The sequence below is a fragment of the Acinetobacter sp. CIP 101966 genome, from assembly GCF_000369725.1.
GTDB classification, from domain to species: domain Bacteria; phylum Pseudomonadota; class Gammaproteobacteria; order Pseudomonadales; family Moraxellaceae; genus Acinetobacter; species Acinetobacter lwoffii_Q.
In genome coordinates, this window is sequence record NZ_KB850160.1 from 150180 (window position 1) to 167147 (window position 16968).

The window sequence follows — 16968 nt, forward strand, 5'->3', positions numbered from 1 at the left end:
GATATATCTCAAGGCATATCCCGCTTCTTAATGTATTAAGCGCTAGCGCGGCGACGATCAACTTCAGTAGAAGGTACGTTTTGTTTCTCTTTCACAAGTTCAATATCAAATTGAATGTGTTTGAAAGGACCGTTTAGACCACGTTTTGCAATTTCAGCTTCATCAGTCACGTCAACCGCAGTTGCCACCAGGCCTTCACGAGTCGCGAATGCAAAGTCATCCCACAGGTATTGGTCGCCTTCAATGTTGAATTGAGTAGTCAGTTTGCGGTAACCCGGTGCAGATACGAAGTAATGTACGTGCGATGGACGGTTACCGTGACGGCCTAATTTGTCCAGTACAAACTGGGTGGTACCTTCTGGAGGGCAGCCATAACCCACTGGCATTGTAGTCAATGCAGTATATTGACCATCGGCAGCGGTAATGATGCTGCGACGCAAGTTAAAGTCAGACTGTGACTTGTCAAAGAATGAGTAGTTACCCAGGCTGTTTGCATGCCAGATTTCAACTTTGGCACCTTCAACACGGTTGCCGTCAGTATCCGTCACTGTACCTTCAATGATCAGCGTCGGGATTTTGCCTTCTTCAGAACCATCATCCATACGCGCAAAGCTTACAGTTTCAGGTGCGCCAGCGACATAAAGTGGACCTTCAATCGTACGTGGCGTACCGCCAGTAATACCTGCTTTAGCATCTGCTTCATCAGCACGTAAGTCTAGGTAATGCTCCAGACCCAAACCTGCAGCCAATAAACCTAATTCGTTCGCTTGACCGGCATCAGTAAAGTATTCCAGGCCTTTCCACAGTTCTGACTGGGAAATATCAAGATCTTCGATAGCCTGGAAAAGGTCGCCCAATAAACGCACAACAACTTGTTGTACACGTTCATCTACAGGACCTGTCGCTGTATCAACGTTCATTTGCTTAACTAATGCATCAATTTCTTGGCGATTCATACTATTGCTCCTAAAGTATGTCTTTCATCTTTTAGTGGCGCACTTTTTTAGCTTTCATTGGCTGGCTAAATCTGGCTGGCCACAATCCTTGTTGAGGTACCCTCTGTTTTCGATTCGGAAGGGGAATCCGGTGACTCCCAATCCGCTAATTTAATCAACTGTCGTCATCTCGAACTGAAGATGGGTGACGGTTTAATGCCATCACTTCAATATTCATATAAGGATAGAGCGGCAAGCCTTGTAACAGGTTGTGCAACTCTTCATTGCTTTCAACATCAAAAATACTGATGTTTGAGTACTGGCCCGTGATGCGCCAGATATGACGCCATTTGCCTTGACGCTGCAATTCCTGCGAATAGGCTTTTTCAACAGCCTTAATTTCGTTTGCCTGTTCAACTGGCAGGTCACGTGGAATGTTTACATCCATACGTACGTGAAAAAGCATGGGTTTCTCCTAATTACTGACGACGCAAGTTGTCAATCTTGTTTTCATCCAACTCAATCCCCAGACCTGGTCCTTTCGGAATCTCAAGTTCAAAGTTTTGATAGTTGAGTGGGGTTTTCAAAATATCTTCAGTCAGCAGTAGAGGACCAAACAGCTCGGTACCGAACGCCAGACTTTCAAAAGTAGAGAACACATGTGCCGAAGCAATTGTGCCTACCGGGCCTTCCAGCATGGTGCCGCCATACAGGTCAATACCTGCAAGTTTGGCAATCTTGCCTACTTCGCAACCTTCAATCAGGCCACCCGACTGGGCAACTTTGACTGCAAAAACAGATGAACCGTTTTGTTTGGCAATCTCATACGCTGAGTGCGGGCCCATTAACGATTCGTCTGCCATGATGGCAACATCAAAACGTCGGGTCAGACGGCGCATGGCGTCCAGGTTATCAATTGCACATGGCTGTTCAATCAGATCAACACCGCCATCTTGCAATAACTTAATGCCTTTAATCGCCTCCAGTTCTGACCAGGCACGGTTCACATCGACACGGATCGAAACGTCTTTGCCTAAGGCTTTCTTAATTGCCAGCACATGTTCAACATCTTCTTCTACCGGACGAGAACCGATTTTGAGTTTGAAAATGTTGTGACGTTTTGCCGCAACCATTTTCTCTGCTTCCGCAATATCTTTTTCGGTATTGCCAGAAGCCAATACCCAAAGAACTGGAATACTGTCACGTAAGCGGCCACCGAGGACTTCGCTTAATGGCAAACCTAAACGTTGTGCCTGAATGTCTAAAAGTGCAGTCTGAATCGCACATTTGGCAAAACGGTTACCATTAATATTCTTTTTGATTGCTTGTAATGTCTGTGCAACATTTAAACCGGATAATGTTTTTAAAAGAGGCGCAAAATAAGTTTCAATATTAACTTTTACGCTTTCCGGGCTTTCATCACCATAACCTAAGCCACCGATAGTTGTTGCTTCACCCCAACCGATGTAACCATCTTCAGTGGTGATTTTGACCAATACCAGGGTCTGGGTTTGCATCGTCGCCACTGCCATCTTGTGAGGGCGAATGGTTGGAATTTCTACCAGCAAGGTTTCAACTGACTTATACATAATACGGGTTCACATTCTTGCTTTAATGCTTTGACTTGATATACCTTAAAAGAATAATGTTGATTGGTCTAAGATCGATTTAGCATCTTTTTATACTTTAAAGGTATTTAGAGCCATGGAACTCAGACATTTGCGTTACTTCGTTGCCGTCGTCGAAGAACAAAGTTTTACCAAAGCGGCAGAAAAACTGTTTATTGCTCAACCACCTTTGAGCCGACAGATCCAAAATCTAGAGCAAGAGCTCGATATTCAGCTATTTGAGCGTGGTAGCCGTCCGCTAAAAACCACCGAAGCCGGTCAATTCTTCTATCAGCACGCTGTTAAACTTTTGTCTAATGCTGAAGAAATAAAATCGATGACCAAACGGATTGGCATTGCTGATCGCACCATAACCATCGGTTTTGTTGGCTCTTTATTGTTTGGTTTGCTGTCACGGATTTTATTTTTATTTAAGCAGCAGCATCCTTATCTCAAAATCGAGATGATGGAAATGAATACCTATGAACAGATTCAGGCGCTGAAAGAGGGAAGAATTGATGTCGGTTTTGGCCGTTTAAGAATCTCGGATCCTGCGATAAAACGCGTGTTATTACGTGAAGAAGGCCTAGTGGTGGCGGCTCATTCAAGTCATGTACTGGCCCATCGTGAAAATATACATTTATCTGAACTGGTTGATCAGCATCTGTTCTTATATCCGAATACTGGAAAGGCAAATTTCTCGACCCAGGTTCGTGGCATATTTTCCGAGTATGGTCTGGAGCCGAAAAATATCCGGATTGTCCGTGAGTTACAGCTGGCACTGGGCTTTGTCGCTGCCGGAGAAGGCGTCTGCATCGTACCGGAAAGCGCGCAAAACATTAAATTAGCCCATCTCAACTTTGTACCTCTAGCAGATGCTTTTGCAGTGAGTCCTGTCTTTATGGCGATGCGCAATATGGATGAAAGCGAATACATCCGTTACCTGTTTGATGCTGTGTATCAAGTCTATGATCTTGAAGCGCTAAAATACGATCGATCGGTATTTTAATCGCTAAAAATCGTGTGAATGATATAGCACTAAAAACCGATGAGGACGCTATAAAAACAACCTGTTTTACAAAACATCATGATTGAATAATATATTTATTAATTAATTGAATAGTTTAATTTTACCCAGACCTTATAGGTATAAAGCCATGCCTATTCAGTTTTAGACATTTTTTCCTATTTTCTGCATTGTGAGCAGCATAAGTTGAACTTCACAATTAGGAGGTGGAGATGTCTACAAATAAAGTGAATATAAATACGCTGATTGATGAAGCGAAATTCACACCCTTTCACTGGGGTGTTTTGATCTGGTGTTTGCTGATCATTATCTTTGACGGTTATGACCTGGTCATCTATGGGGTGGCATTGCCGCTACTGATGCAGGAATGGTCGTTAAGTGCAGTGCAAGCGGGAATGCTGGCCAGTACTGCCTTATTCGGGATGATGTTCGGTGCCATGAGTTTCGGAACCTTGTCCGATAAACTTGGCCGTAAAAAAACCATCATGATCTGTGTGGCCATTTTTAGTGGATTTACTTTTATCGGTGCCTTTGCTACATCACCAGTCGAGTTCGGAATTTTACGTTTCCTGGCTGGCCTTGGAATTGGCGGTGTCATGCCTAACGTCGTGGCATTGATGACCGAATATGCGCCTAAACGCATCCGCAGTACATTGGTTGCCCTGATGTTTAGTGGTTATGCCATTGGCGGGATGACTTCTGCACTATTGGGTGCATGGTTGGTGCCACAATTTGGCTGGAAAATCATGTTCCTGCTTGCAGGCGTTCCATTACTCATCTTGCCGATTCTATGGAAATATCTGCCAGAATCCCTGATGTACTTGACCAACAAACAACAGACGGCTCAAGCACACGATATTATTCAAAAGATCTCTCCAACACAGGTCATCACCAGTGACACCCAATTTGTACTGAATGAAGTACAAAAAGGGGATGAGGCGCCATTAAAAGCACTCTTTCAACAAGGCCGTAGCTTCAGTACCTTTATGTTCTGGCTGGCATTCTTTATGTGCCTGTTGATGGTCTACGCATTGGGTAGCTGGTTGCCAAAACTGATGATTCAGGCAGGTTACTCGCTGGGTGCAAGTATGATCTTCCTGTTCGCCCTGAACATTGGTGGAATGGTAGGTGCCATTGGTGGGGGATATCTCGCAGATAAATTCCATATCAAAAAAGTGCTGACTATCATGTTCTTATGTGGTGCCATTGCATTAATTCTGCTTGGATTTAACAGTCCGCAATTCGTTCTATATACCTTGATTGCTGTGGCAGGCGCTGCAACGATTGGCTCACAAATTCTGCTCTATACCTTTGTGGCGCAGTATTATCCATCGACGGTACGTTCTACCGGTATGGGCTGGGCATCAGGTATTGGACGTATTGGTGCGATTGTGGGGCCGGTACTCACTGGTGCTTTATTAACCATGAATTTACCACATCAAATGAACTTCTTTGCAATTGCGATTCCTGGCGTAATCGCTGCGCTGGCAATTTTCCTGGTGAACTTAAAAACTTCCGTAGATGGCCAAGCCCTTGCAACACCTGATGTGAAGCCGAATCCATTGGCAAAAGAAGCGACACATTAAGTTAGATTTCAATCAATAAAGATAATATTCCCAATGATATAGATCGCCATCGTAACGGGTGGTGATCTGTTGCTAGAATCGAAACGCATAATAAAAAGCGAGTTTAGGATGAACACGACACAATTATTTAATCAATCAACAATCATATTTAAGCGCACAGTTCTGATGAGCATGATGGCAATGAGTTTAGGGGGCATCAGCTTATCGACTCAAGCACAAACCTCAGCTCAGTCGAATCAGCAGGAAATTGAACAACTGCGCCAAGAAGTTCAGGCTCTACGCGCCCTAGTTGAGCAACAGCAAAGACAGACGGCCGTGGTCACAGCACATGTTGCAGCAACACCTGCTCCAGCAAGCAAACCTGTCATGAAAATTGCCAGTGGTGCCGAATTTAATCTTTATGGAAATATTCGTGCCGATGCCTCTTATCAGGCTGAAGGTGGTTCAGCAGCACGTATGTATAACCAGATTAATGCTGTACCTTTAGAAGGTGTCGGTGAGCGTAGTGATGAATTTAAATCTACTCTGGCTGCAACCCGTTTAGGCATGGATTTTAAAGCACCAGTCGGTGCTGGAGATAAAGCTTTAAGCGGTAAAGTTGAAGTAGATTTTCTGGGTGGCGCAAGCTTTGATAACTTGCGTATCCGTCATGCTTATATCAGCTATGCCAACTGGTTGATCGGTCAAACCTGGTCGAACTTTGCAGTGCCAGATTATATTCCAGAAACTGTAGATGCATTGGTTTATGCTGGCGGTTCAATTAAACGGACGCCACAAGTTCGTTATACCAGCACAATCAGTCCTGAAACCAATCTGGTATTTGCAGTAGAAGATCCTAAAGATGCAACCATTACTGGTATTAAACAACGTCTACCTGCTTTAACAGCACGTTTAAATCATAAATTTGCTGATAATCTTACAGTCAGTGCCCGTGCGATGGGGAATGAAAAGCGTGTCAATGAAGATGAAAAAATGGCATGGGGTGTAGGTTTAGGTGCCAAGTATGATATTGTACCGGGTACAACGCTCAAAGCTGATTATTACCATGTTAAAGGCGATAGCAGCTTTGTGTCTTATGCAAATACGGGTGTAATTACCACTGCAAATGGCGATTTATTACAAAGTGAATTTGATTCAATTTCGGTCGGCCTAACCCAGCAGTTTAATGACAAATTGCGCGGTACATTGGGTTATGGCTATATGAATTTTAGTAATGATCAAGACTATGTCAATGCACTAATCGCCTCAACTCCTGCGGATGCGACACAATCTAATGCGACCAAGGCTAATAAAGACTTATGGCAAGCTTGGGCGAACGTTTTCTATAGTCCAACCAAGCCTTTAAGTTTCGGTCTAGAATATGTCTATGGTGAACGTGAGGCATTAGGTGCAGCCACGAATGGCAGCACTAAGGGTGAAGATAACCGTATCAATGCGGTTGCCATTTACAATTTCTAAGACTTCTTTGCATAAAAGCGTCTGATCTGTAACAGAATCGTGGATGAATTAATCCGCGCTTTTGCTATTTTGAAGAATGGTTTCTGTCAGTAGATTGACTGCATTTTCGATCTTGGCTGTCCATTCAAACGAACAGTTCAGGCGAATATAATGTTGGCTGGCAGGCTCCGGCTTAAACAGCAGTGCAGGGGCAATTGAAATATGCTGTTGCAGCAATTGTTCATAGAGCTGCTGGGCATCGACTTCTTTAGGTAATTCAATCCAGAGAAAATAACCACTGGAATAATAGTAAATTTCACAGATGCTTCCCAAACGTGCTTTAAGTTCTTGATAAAATTTCTTTTTATATTTTTCCAGATGCTGCCTTAAATGCCGCAAATGTTTTTCATAATGATGATGTGAAATAAACTCGACCAGTGCATTTTGCAGTAAGGGGCTGACCGTTAAAGTGCTCATGAGCTGTAAGTGCTGAATGGCATCGGAAAATGGACCGGCATACACCCAGCCGACGCGTGCGCCCATTCCCAGCGTTTTCGAAAATGAGGCACAGTGCAGCACCATATGATGCCGGTCAAAATATTTAACCGGTAACGGCTTGGCTGCACCATAATTTAGTTCCTGATAAACATCATCTTCGATTAAATACACCTGATATTCATACAAGAGTTCCGCAATTCTTTGTTTGATTTCAGAACTGACGGTAAAGCCAATCGGATTATGGGCATTCAGCATCAGCCAGCACACCTTGATCGGATACTGTTTTAAAGCCTGTTCAAATGATTCCAGATCAAAGCCAAACTGTGGATGTTCCGGAATCGTAATCACCTGTAATCCCAGACGCTCGGCTGCCTGCCAGGCACCATAAAATATGGTTTGCTGTAGCAGAATAAAATCACCGGGTTGTGTTAAGGCCTGTAAAGACAGATTCAATGCTTCTAGTGCACCGGATGTAATGACAATGTCATCTTGATTGCAGGTAACTCCTTGTAATTGATAACGGTTAGCAATCAGTTGCCGCAAGTTTTGATTGCCGGGCGGCATATGATTCTGGTTGTTATAACTGCTTTTTCTTTTGGCCTGCTGCGCCAGAATCTGCATAAATTTGGCGTTATATAACAGCTCTGCATTGGGAAAGGCAGAACCAAAAGGCACAATCTCTGCTGACTGAGTCGATTTTAAATAATTAAATACCACCGAATTGATTTGAATTTTAGGATTTAAACCAATCTGGGCGGACTGTTTGCTATTGAGCAGAGCTTGAGTGTGTTCTGCAACGTAATAGCCCGATTTGTCTTTGGCATAGACCAGACCTTGTGCTTCAAGTTCCTGATAAGCATTGAGTACCGTCATCAGGCTATAACCAGATAATTGGGTCTGTTCGCGAAGTGAAGGCAATTTTTCATGTGCCTTCCATACACCGTTTTCAATCATCTGACGGATATTCTGTGCCAGTTTTTCAGACTTATACATACACTTTCTTGAACTAAAACTGTTCTAATTATTTTGATTTATAGCATATTTTAGGATGCTTAATATAACAAAAGGGAGGAATAGGATTATTGACATTCTATTTTTAAGCTTGAGTCTTGATGCACGACAATTAAATTGAAAATCAGGTCTCAAATTTTCTGTGGAAATTTTATCTCTACATAAATCATATTCCCATTTTTATACGCCTCAGTCACTTGGCTTAATTTGTCACAATTCGATACTTACAAAGTTAGATTTCCTTGCTAAATTCAATCCACATGATGATAAAAAGTAAGTTACGGTTTCAGACCGAGCCATCATGCAACTATAAAAACGATACGCAAATACGGACCAATAACAAGCACAAAGGAGTGGAAAATGCTCGGAAATATGATGTTTCAGCCTTTACTGATCAGCAGCATGATTGAACATGCAGGACGCTATCATGCCGATACCGAGGTAATTTCCAAAAATACCGATACCACTATTACAGTGACCAATTGGGGAGAAATTCACCAAAACTCGAAACGTTTTGCCAATGCATTACAACAACTCGGCTTGGCGCAGGGAGATCGGGTCGCGACTATTGCCTGGAATAATCATCGCCATTTAGAGTCCTGGTATGCCATTTCTGGCAGCGGCCTGGTCTGTCATACCATTAACCCGCGCTTATTTCCGGAACAGCTCATTTTTATTATCAATGATGCTGCGGATCGCGTGGTGCTGTTTGATAAAACATTTGTCCCTTTAATTAAAGCCGTGAAAGCGCTGTTGACCTCGGTCGAGCATTTTATCTGTCTGGATGCGGCTGATCCGGCAGTTAGAGAAGCGATTCCAGAAGTTCAGTTTTATGATGATCTGATTGCCGGCCAAAATGCAGATTTTGAGTGGCCAACACTTGATGAAAACTCGGCAAGCTCGCTGTGTTATACCTCGGGAACCACGGGCAATCCCAAAGGTGTGCTGTTTAGCCATCGCTCTACGGTATTACATAGCTATGCCATCATTTTACCGGACTCATTAAATGTCTCGGCTGCCGACATTATGTTGCCTGTGGTGCCGATGTTCCATGTGAATGCGTGGGGCACGCCGTATGCCGCTGCAATGGTCGGATGCACTTTGGTTCTTCCTGGACCGGGTCTGGATGGTGTAAGTCTGGTCAACCTGATTGATACCTATCAGGTTTCGGTAGCACTTGGCGTACCGACCATCTGGCAGGGGTTGATTGCAGCCGCAAACCAGTCAGGTTCCAAACTGGAAAGCCTAAAACGGAATGTAGTGGGCGGATCGGCATGCCCACCGGCCATGCTAAGAGCGTTCAAAGAACAGTTTAATTGTGAAACGATCCATGCCTGGGGCATGACGGAAATCAGCCCACTGGGTACGGCAAATCAGCTCAAGACCAAACATTTGCATCTGTCTGATGAAGAAAAATTACAGATTCGGCTGTCCCAAGGCCGTCCGCCATTCGGGGTTGACCTACGTTTGACTGATACAGAAAAAGGGACGCACGAAATTGAACGTGATGGACAGACCACAGGAAATTTACAGGTCAAAGGGCATTGGGTCATCAGCCATTATTTCGGCAAGGAAGAATCAGCTTTGACTGCTGACGGCTGGTTTGATACCGGCGATATTGCTACGCTGGATCAGGATGGCTTTATGAAACTCAGTGACCGTTCTAAAGATCTAATCAAGTCTGGCGGAGAATGGATTTCATCGGTGGAGCTGGAAAATATTGCCATGGGGCATCCGGAAATTGCGATGGCTGCCGTAATTGCCGCCCAGCATCCTAAATGGGATGAGCGCCCGGTATTGATTGCCATTAAAAAACCGGATAGCCAGCTAAGTGAAACTGATCTGCTGGAATATTATGCGGACAAGGTAGCCAAATGGCAGATTCCAGACCGAGTCGTATTTGTTGATACGATCCCACTCAGTGGTACTGGTAAAATGCTGAAAAAGGATCTGCGTGAATTATATGGGACTATTCTTTTGGAGCAGGCAGCAGGTTAAAGCGTCATTTAATCTGAAAATCCCAACATGAAGTTAAAAAACTGATCTCGAATAGAGGTCAGTTTTTTTATGTACAGGCTAAGCAGCGTTGTCTATTTAAAAATGCTTTTTCTCAATCCATATCGCCTTGATCGCTACTTTTAGACGATATTGTCCGACAAAAAGTCATATTATATGGCTTAGGCACATAATTTGACCTGTATTGACATGGTCTGAATGTGAAAATTCTTTATCCTGAGCAATATAATAATTAGACAGTTGTACATTAATGAAGCTGTCTGCGGATAAGGGGATAAAAATGACAAGCATGCCAACCTATCAGCCGCATTGGATCCGGGAAGATTTCATTGATTTTATTGGTGAAAAAATCCATCCAACCTGGGCAATTAAAAAAGTTAAGGCTGCCGTTATGGGCATTCAAGCCATCAGCCCTGACTTTTTCAAAATTCACTTACGTCCAAATCATAATTTTAAAGCCAAGTCATTTCAGGCCGGACAGAATATTGCAGTGACTGTTAGACTCGATGGCATACGACATCAGCGACATTATTCTGTGGTGACGGTATTGAAAAATGGTGATCTGATCATTGCGGTTAAACAGCAGGGTAAAGTGTCACGTGCCTTAAGTCTGATGCAAATTGGTGCGGTGGTTGAAATATCTCAGCCCCAAGGTGAGTTCACATTGCAAAAATCCACCCAGCCGATTTTATTCCTGGCTTCAGGTAGTGGTATTACCGCCATTTACTCCTTGCTGCAAAAAGCAGTCATTCAGTCTCTGGAACAGATCGACCTGATTTATTTCACTCGAGATGATGCCTTTCATGCTGAACTGAAAACATTGGCTCTTATGCATCCAAACTTGAAATATCACCATTTCAATACCGTGGAACACCAGCAGCATCTGACGCAGAGCTTATTACAAAAGCTGGTGCCAGACTTTGCAGAACGAAAAATTTATGCTTGTGGCTCCGCCGGGATGATGAAGGCCGCACTTCGCATCGTTGATAAACTGGAATTGAAATCCAATTTTCATTGGGAATATTTCCAAATTGTGGTCGATGAAAAAATTAAAGCACAGCCGGTACGGTTTTTAAGATCGCAGCAGGAATTTCAAGCCCAGTCCAACTTACTGGAAAGTGCCGAAAAATCCGGCTTGAGACCAGCGCATGGCTGCCGAATGGGTATCTGCAATACCTGTTCCTGTACCAAAGTCAGTGGTTCGGTACGAAATGTCCTGACCGGTGAAATTGATCATGGTAATAATACCCAGATCAAACTGTGCATTTCTCAGGCAGTGAGTCCTGTGGTGATTAATTTATAAACTATTGATAAGCCATTAATTAAACTATAAGAAGGTGCTCCCATGAATATGCAAATTGATTTTAAACGACATAGCAAAAGCCAATTTCTTAGTCCTGAACAGATTGAGGAATTCGGTGCCAAAGTCGATGCGATCCGCCGCGAGGTCATGGATGATCTGGGGGAAAAAGACGCCGAATATATTTATAAAATCCGCAACTTTGTCCGCTATAGCGAAATTGCCTCACGTGGCATGCTGATGTTTGCCGGTTGGTTGCCACCGGTATGGCTGGCGGGGACAGGTCTGCTCGGTCTTTCCAAAATCGTGGAAAATATGGAACTCGGTCACAATGTCATGCATGGCCAGTTCGACTGGATGAATGATCCGAGTCTGAACGGTGCGACCTATGACTGGGATACGATTTCAACCGGCGATGACTGGAAATACACGCACAACTATATTCATCATACTTATACCAATATTGTCGGGATGGATCATGATGTCGGTTATGGCTTGATTCGAGTCAGTGAATCGCAAAAGTGGGAACCACGTTTCCTGTTCAATATTCCACTGGGCATTCAGTTAATGGTGTTTTTCGAATGGTATGTTGGCTTGCAACGCCTGCATCTGGAAGATGTGATTGCTTATAAAACCAAGACCTGGAAAGAAGTCTGGGAAGAAGCAGCACCTTTGCGCCAGAAAATGCGCCGTCAGGTGTTAAAAGATTATGTATTTTTCCCGATCATTGCCGGGCCAAATGCCATTCCGGTATTTACCGGAAATGTGGTGGCCAATGTGATTCGCAGTCTATGGGCTTCTGCTGTTATTTTTAACGGTCATTTCACGGAAGATGCTGAAACCTTTGAAATGGACAATACCGACAATGAAACCCGTGCCGAGTGGTATTTACGCCAGATTCGCGGTTCGAGCAATTTTAGCGGTACCGAATGGTTGCATATACTGAGTGGTAATTTGAGTCATCAGATTGAGCATCATCTATTCCCGGATATGCCAGCGAACCGTTATACGGAGGTTGCTCCAAAGGTCAAAGCACTCTGTGCAGAATATGGCATTCATTATAACGAAGCCAGCTTTATGAAACAGTTTTCTACCGTATGGGTAAGACTGGCTAAATGTTCTCTACCGAATCACTGGACTGAGCAGGTGGTTGAAAAAACCCATGCTGTCAAATCTGTATTCAACTACTTTAAAGCGAAACTATTGTCATAATTCTTAAGTGTTACTTCTTCACCATTTTGGTACTCCTCAATAGATTTGGATGGTCTCTTGAGGATTTTTTTCTTTATCAGATTTAATATCATTAAAATCCTCCTGTTTATGAATAAAATATGGATATAGATTTCAAAAAATGACGAAAGCAAAACAGATCCAGTACTGCTGAAACGCTTTGCCTACAACAACCTGCTTCAGCCCTAAGGGCTTCTCTCTATAATGGCCGCGTCGTTACACTCAAGGTCTCAGTTTTGAAATATCTTAAATATTTTTCAGCAATTCCATTATTAGTACTTTTAACTGCTTGTAATACCACTGAAGCGCCAGCACCAGATTATCAGGGCAATTGGAAAAACACCGTGGAAAATCCAAAACTTGAAAATATTCTGGTTATTTCCAAAAATGGTGAAAATTATCTGATTACCAATACGATCAAAGATAAGGAAACCGGTAAAACCGAGAAAAAGAATCCGATGCCCGCTGCAGTGAACGAAAATGGCATGCTTCAGTTGAACGCAGGTGCAGGTATGGTCGATTTCGCAATCGATGAGAAAACCGGAAATCTGGTTGGTTCTGGCTCAATCTATAAAAAAGCCAAATAGGCAGTAAGATTTTTAAGCCACAAATAGTATTCAAGATGTCATGAATAAGGATATTTCATGGCATCTTTTTTAGTGGATGTTGTTATTGAATGAACTTAATAATTCAGCAAAATCCTCGACAAAATAATTCGCTTTGGCTTTGATCAAATCTATTTCATGAGCGGAGTGCTGATCATAAATTGCCACCACCTCGATACCTGCATGATTTGCTGCTTCTACACCGACCAAAGAGTCTTCAATAATTAGACATTCCTCAGGTCGAAGGTTAAACACTTGCAAAACATTCAGGTAAACCTGGGGATGAGGTTTAATGTTCTGGACATTTTCACGGGTGAGAATCAAGGAAAAGTCCTCATCAAAGCTGATTTTAGAATTAATATTTCGATTGTTATCCTGATAGCGCTGTACATTGAATAAACTGGTGGTTGTGGTTAAGGCCAGAGATATTTGTTGCTGTTTTAAAGCCTGAATCAGGAGGTCTGCCTGAGGTTTTAACTCGACGATATCATCCAGAAAATGTCGGGAAATACTATAACGACGATTTTTTACTTCTTCTTTAGCTGGTTCAAAACCGTATTGTTCTTTTAAAAATCCACAATATTCCAGATAAGGATCTGACCTATGTCTCAAGGCGGTAAGTTGAAGATCGCGCTGTTGCTGAATCTGAATCTCATGTAAATCGACTTTTCTGTTGGAGAGCTCATCAATCAGGGCTGCATCTACCTGATTCCAGATGCCTACAGAATCAATCAACGTACCATCTAGATCAAAACAGACCAGCTTTTTATCCTGAAACATATAAGATTTCTCTGTATTTTTACCATTTATTCGGTGGGGCTGAGTATATCGCATACGATTTAAATGTTTAACTGACCTGAGCAAACCGGGCTGGAAATTTTACGCTAAGGGACTTTTTAATGGATTTATTCACCTGTTAAAAGTATTTATTTACGGAAAATTACAGCGAGTTTAATCCTGAAAATAGTTGCGAAGTGTTATATTTTAATCTGACCCTCAATAGACTTATGCGGATGAAAGACCTGTCCGAATGATGAGAAAGTTAAAGGAAATGTATTTCTGTGTTTGAACTTGACTGTAAATTGCTCAGTATTTTTTATTATGTCTATAAATTTAAAAACGTATCTCAGGCAGCCGATCATTTAGATATGAGCCAGCCAGCGGTGAGCAATCTGCTGAATAAAATTCGCCAGCATTATGGTGATCCTTTATTTTTACGTATTGGCAATGAAATGCTGCCGACAGACCTGTCCAAACAGCTCTTTCCCTTGGTCAGTGAAGCACTGAGCAAAGTTGAAGCCATTAATAACTTTACTATCAATTTTGATCAGGTCACTTCACAGCAGCGCTTTACACTGGCAATGACTGATGTATCGCATCTGGTACTGTTGCCAAAAATTTCACAGTATCTGAAGCAGCATGCGTCCCATATCCGTCTGAATGTGCGTCCGATTACGTCAGAAACCAGCTATCAAATGGCCAATGGCGAGATTGATCTGGCTTTGGGCTTCTTGCCAAATCTGGAGAATGGCTTTTATCAGCAGAAACTGTTTGAGCAATATTATGTAGTGATCGCGGCGAAAGATCATCCGCGGCTCACGGGTGACAGCATCACGACCGAAGAGTATTTACGTGAAACGCATATCGATATTGATGCCGGGATGGGGCATTACCATATTGAAAATGAATTGCTGAATCTGGAACTTAAGCGTGACATTCTAATGCGTCTGCCAAGTTATCTGGGAGTCGGACTGGTAGTGCAGGAAACCGATGCGATTGCGACCGTGCCTTATTATTTGAGTGAAGTCCTGTTATCACGTGGCAATCTCAAGATCTTTAATGCGCCAATTGCGTTCCCGACCTATTCCGTAAAGCAGTATTGGCATATGTCCTGTCATCATAAAACCAGCCATCAATGGTTACGCAATATGCTGCATGAGATTTTAAGTAAATAACTCTACAACTTAAATAGTTTGATTGAGTTCTCATCTCTAGATTTTAAACTCCCGGTTCAAGCCGGGATTTTTTTATTTTGGTACATCTTGATGCCTTTTTCAGAGCCTTGCACCTGAAGTGATCAGTTCCATCTCAAAAAAAAAGTATTACGAATATAAAAAATAGTATTACCAGTTTGGCACGTCCTTTGCATCTATCTACTCAATCATAAAGTGATCTAGGGTTCCGATACATGAAGATTCATGTAGGTCTGCGACCGAGAGTTCACGGCTTAAGTTTCAAGCTCAAGCTACACGGAGGGATAAAAGCCCGGGAGGTAAACCGTACAAGATTGGGATGGATGCATATGAGCACAACTACTTATCACGAAGATCAAGTCCTCTGGACTGAACGTTTACCGGGTGGACACCACTGGTCAGCACGCATCCAGCGTGGCGCAGTTTTACAACTTAAATCTTTAGGCGCAAATGCTAATGTTTCACTGTTTTGTGTGAATAGCGAAGATAAGCTTGAAGCCTATAACATGCCAGACAGCTTAAAAGGTCAACACAGCGCATTTTTAAGTACAGGGCACATTTTGGCGTCTGATTTAGGTCGTGCGATGATCTCGATTGTTAAAGATGACCATGGTTGGAATGATGCCTTTTGTGCGCCAAGTACCGCACAGCAAATCGAACAACAGTTTGGTAAGCAAAGCTTCCAAGATGCGCGTAACGACATGTACCGCAACGGTAAAGACAGCTTGCTTTTAGAGATGACCAAATTTGGCTTATCGGCGACCGATCTTAGCAATACTTTAAATCTATTCTCTAAAGTGCAACCAGATGACAACGGTAACTTGTCTTATGTCGTATCTGACAATACTGATCAAGTAATTGAACTACGCTTTGAAATGGATTGTTTGGTGTTTTTATCCAGCGCACCACATGCACTCGACAATTCTAATGAATATGCACCAGCCGATATTCAGCTCTCACTCTTTAAAGCACTGCCTTTAGGCGACACCGATGTCTGCCGTGACTCATGCCCGCAAAATCAGCGTGCGTTTCAAAATAATAACCGCTACTACGCTTTAACTGCTTAAGGGGAATGATCATGACTGCACTCGTAAACCCAACACAAAATCATGAAAAATCAGTACTTAGCGAAGTTTGTCCTGCCGGTGAAGCATGGATGTGTGAAGTCAAAAAAGGCCAGTATTTCCGTATTGTTGATCTTGAAGGTAATCAAGCGGTGGATACTTTGTTTATTTCCGCACATAACCCTGAAGAGCGTTATAGCGCAACCGATACTTTGGCGATGAACCGTCAAATTTATCTAGAAAAAGGTACGACTTTATATACCAACTTTGGCAATAAAATTGCGAGTATTCATGATGACAACTGCGGTCGCCACGATACTTTAGGCGGTGCATGTTCATGTGAAAGTAACACGGTTCGTTATGCGCATGATAAATATCCAATGCACAGTTGCCGTAACAATTTCATGATTGCATTGTTACAACATCCGATTGCGAAAAAGCATGGTCTGAATGTGCGCCATATCGGTCCAAATATTAATTTTTTTATGAATGTACCTGTAACTTCAGATGGTCACCTGAAATTTGATGATGGGATTTCTGCACCGGGCAAATATGTGGAAATTAAAGCTGAGATGGATTTGATTGTGTTGATCTCAAACTGCCCACAACTAAATAACCCATGTAATGCCTATAACCCAACAAAAATTCAACTGATTGTCCGTGAAGGCGAGGTATAAGA

At 42.7% G+C, this 16968-nt stretch carries 15 protein-coding genes and 1 riboswitch; of the genes, 10 read left to right on the forward strand and 5 right to left on the reverse strand.

The genetic code is table 11. The features are described 5' to 3' along the window. Positions 1-35 precede the first annotated feature (35 nt). From catA to F891_RS06780, 3 genes are all read right to left on the reverse strand, one after another. The gene (gene catA / locus F891_RS06770) at positions 36-956 is read right to left on the reverse strand and encodes a catechol 1,2-dioxygenase (protein WP_004731099.1); all 921 of its coding nucleotides are present in this window, start codon (positions 954-956) and stop codon (positions 36-38) included. A 154-nt stretch (positions 957-1110) separates the two neighbouring features. After that, entirely contained in the window at positions 1111-1401 is a 291-nt protein-coding gene (gene catC, locus F891_RS06775; RefSeq protein ID WP_004647036.1) for a muconolactone Delta-isomerase, read from the reverse strand. A 13-nt stretch (positions 1402-1414) separates the two neighbouring features. Beyond that, complete coding sequence (locus F891_RS06780; RefSeq protein WP_005262881.1) at positions 1415-2524, reverse strand: muconate/chloromuconate family cycloisomerase; 1110 nt, start codon at positions 2522-2524, stop codon at positions 1415-1417. A gap of 115 nt (positions 2525-2639) precedes the next feature. Between F891_RS06780 and F891_RS06785 the strand changes: the two genes are divergently transcribed. The 3 genes from F891_RS06785 (at position 2640) to F891_RS06795 (ending at position 6613) form a co-directional block, all read left to right on the forward strand. Continuing rightward, on the forward strand, positions 2640-3551 hold the full coding sequence (locus F891_RS06785) for a LysR family transcriptional regulator (protein WP_004731096.1): 912 nt from the start codon (positions 2640-2642) through the stop codon (positions 3549-3551). Positions 3552-3781: 230 nt separating this feature from the next. After that, on the forward strand, positions 3782-5155 hold the full coding sequence (locus F891_RS06790) for an MFS transporter (RefSeq protein WP_004731093.1): 1374 nt from the start codon (positions 3782-3784) through the stop codon (positions 5153-5155). Positions 5156-5263: 108 nt separating this feature from the next. Beyond that, the gene (locus F891_RS06795) at positions 5264-6613 is read left to right on the forward strand and encodes a DcaP family trimeric outer membrane transporter (protein ID WP_004731092.1); all 1350 of its coding nucleotides are present in this window, start codon (positions 5264-5266) and stop codon (positions 6611-6613) included. Between the two features lie 48 nt (positions 6614-6661). Here F891_RS06795 and F891_RS06800 read toward each other — a convergent pair whose 3' ends face one another. Then, the gene (locus F891_RS06800) at positions 6662-8083 is read right to left on the reverse strand and encodes an aminotransferase-like domain-containing protein (protein ID WP_004731090.1); all 1422 of its coding nucleotides are present in this window, start codon (positions 8081-8083) and stop codon (positions 6662-6664) included. Positions 8084-8461: 378 nt separating this feature from the next. Between F891_RS06800 and F891_RS06805 the strand changes: the two genes are divergently transcribed. The 4 genes from F891_RS06805 to F891_RS06820 all read left to right on the forward strand — a co-directional run bounded on the left by F891_RS06805 (position 8462) and on the right by F891_RS06820 (position 13234). Continuing rightward, positions 8462-10099, forward strand: coding sequence for a long-chain-fatty-acid--CoA ligase (locus tag F891_RS06805; protein ID WP_004731088.1), 1638 nt, complete (start codon positions 8462-8464; stop codon positions 10097-10099). A 298-nt stretch (positions 10100-10397) separates the two neighbouring features. Beyond that, positions 10398-11420 (forward strand): flavin reductase family protein, encoded by a 1023-nt coding sequence (locus F891_RS06810; protein WP_034439364.1) that lies wholly within the window; start codon positions 10398-10400, stop codon positions 11418-11420. 42 nt (positions 11421-11462) lie between these two features. Continuing rightward, on the forward strand, positions 11463-12629 hold the full coding sequence (locus tag F891_RS06815) for a fatty acid desaturase family protein (RefSeq protein ID WP_004731085.1): 1167 nt from the start codon (positions 11463-11465) through the stop codon (positions 12627-12629). 254 nt (positions 12630-12883) lie between these two features. After that, the gene (locus F891_RS06820; protein WP_004731081.1) at positions 12884-13234 is read left to right on the forward strand and encodes a hypothetical protein; all 351 of its coding nucleotides are present in this window, start codon (positions 12884-12886) and stop codon (positions 13232-13234) included. Between the two features lie 69 nt (positions 13235-13303). Here the strand turns inward: F891_RS06820 and F891_RS06825 are convergent, their stop codons facing one another. Continuing rightward, positions 13304-14032: an HAD family hydrolase gene (locus F891_RS06825; protein ID WP_004731079.1), complete on the reverse strand. Its 729-nt coding sequence runs from the start codon at positions 14030-14032 to the stop codon at positions 13304-13306. Positions 14033-14313: 281 nt separating this feature from the next. Between F891_RS06825 and F891_RS06830 the strand changes: the two genes are divergently transcribed. From F891_RS06830 to F891_RS06840, 3 genes are all read left to right on the forward strand, one after another. Continuing rightward, the gene (locus tag F891_RS06830) at positions 14314-15207 is read left to right on the forward strand and encodes a LysR family transcriptional regulator (protein ID WP_004280389.1); all 894 of its coding nucleotides are present in this window, start codon (positions 14314-14316) and stop codon (positions 15205-15207) included. A 207-nt stretch (positions 15208-15414) separates the two neighbouring features. After that, a riboswitch (guanidine-I (ykkC/yxkD leader) is annotated at positions 15415-15526 on the forward strand. Positions 15527-15554: 28 nt separating this feature from the next. Continuing rightward, positions 15555-16292 (forward strand): urea amidolyase associated protein UAAP1, encoded by a 738-nt coding sequence (locus tag F891_RS06835; protein ID WP_034439367.1) that lies wholly within the window; start codon positions 15555-15557, stop codon positions 16290-16292. 11 nt (positions 16293-16303) lie between these two features. Continuing rightward, positions 16304-16966, forward strand: coding sequence for an urea amidolyase associated protein UAAP2 (locus tag F891_RS06840; protein WP_005262889.1), 663 nt, complete (start codon positions 16304-16306; stop codon positions 16964-16966). Positions 16967-16968 lie beyond the last annotated feature (2 nt).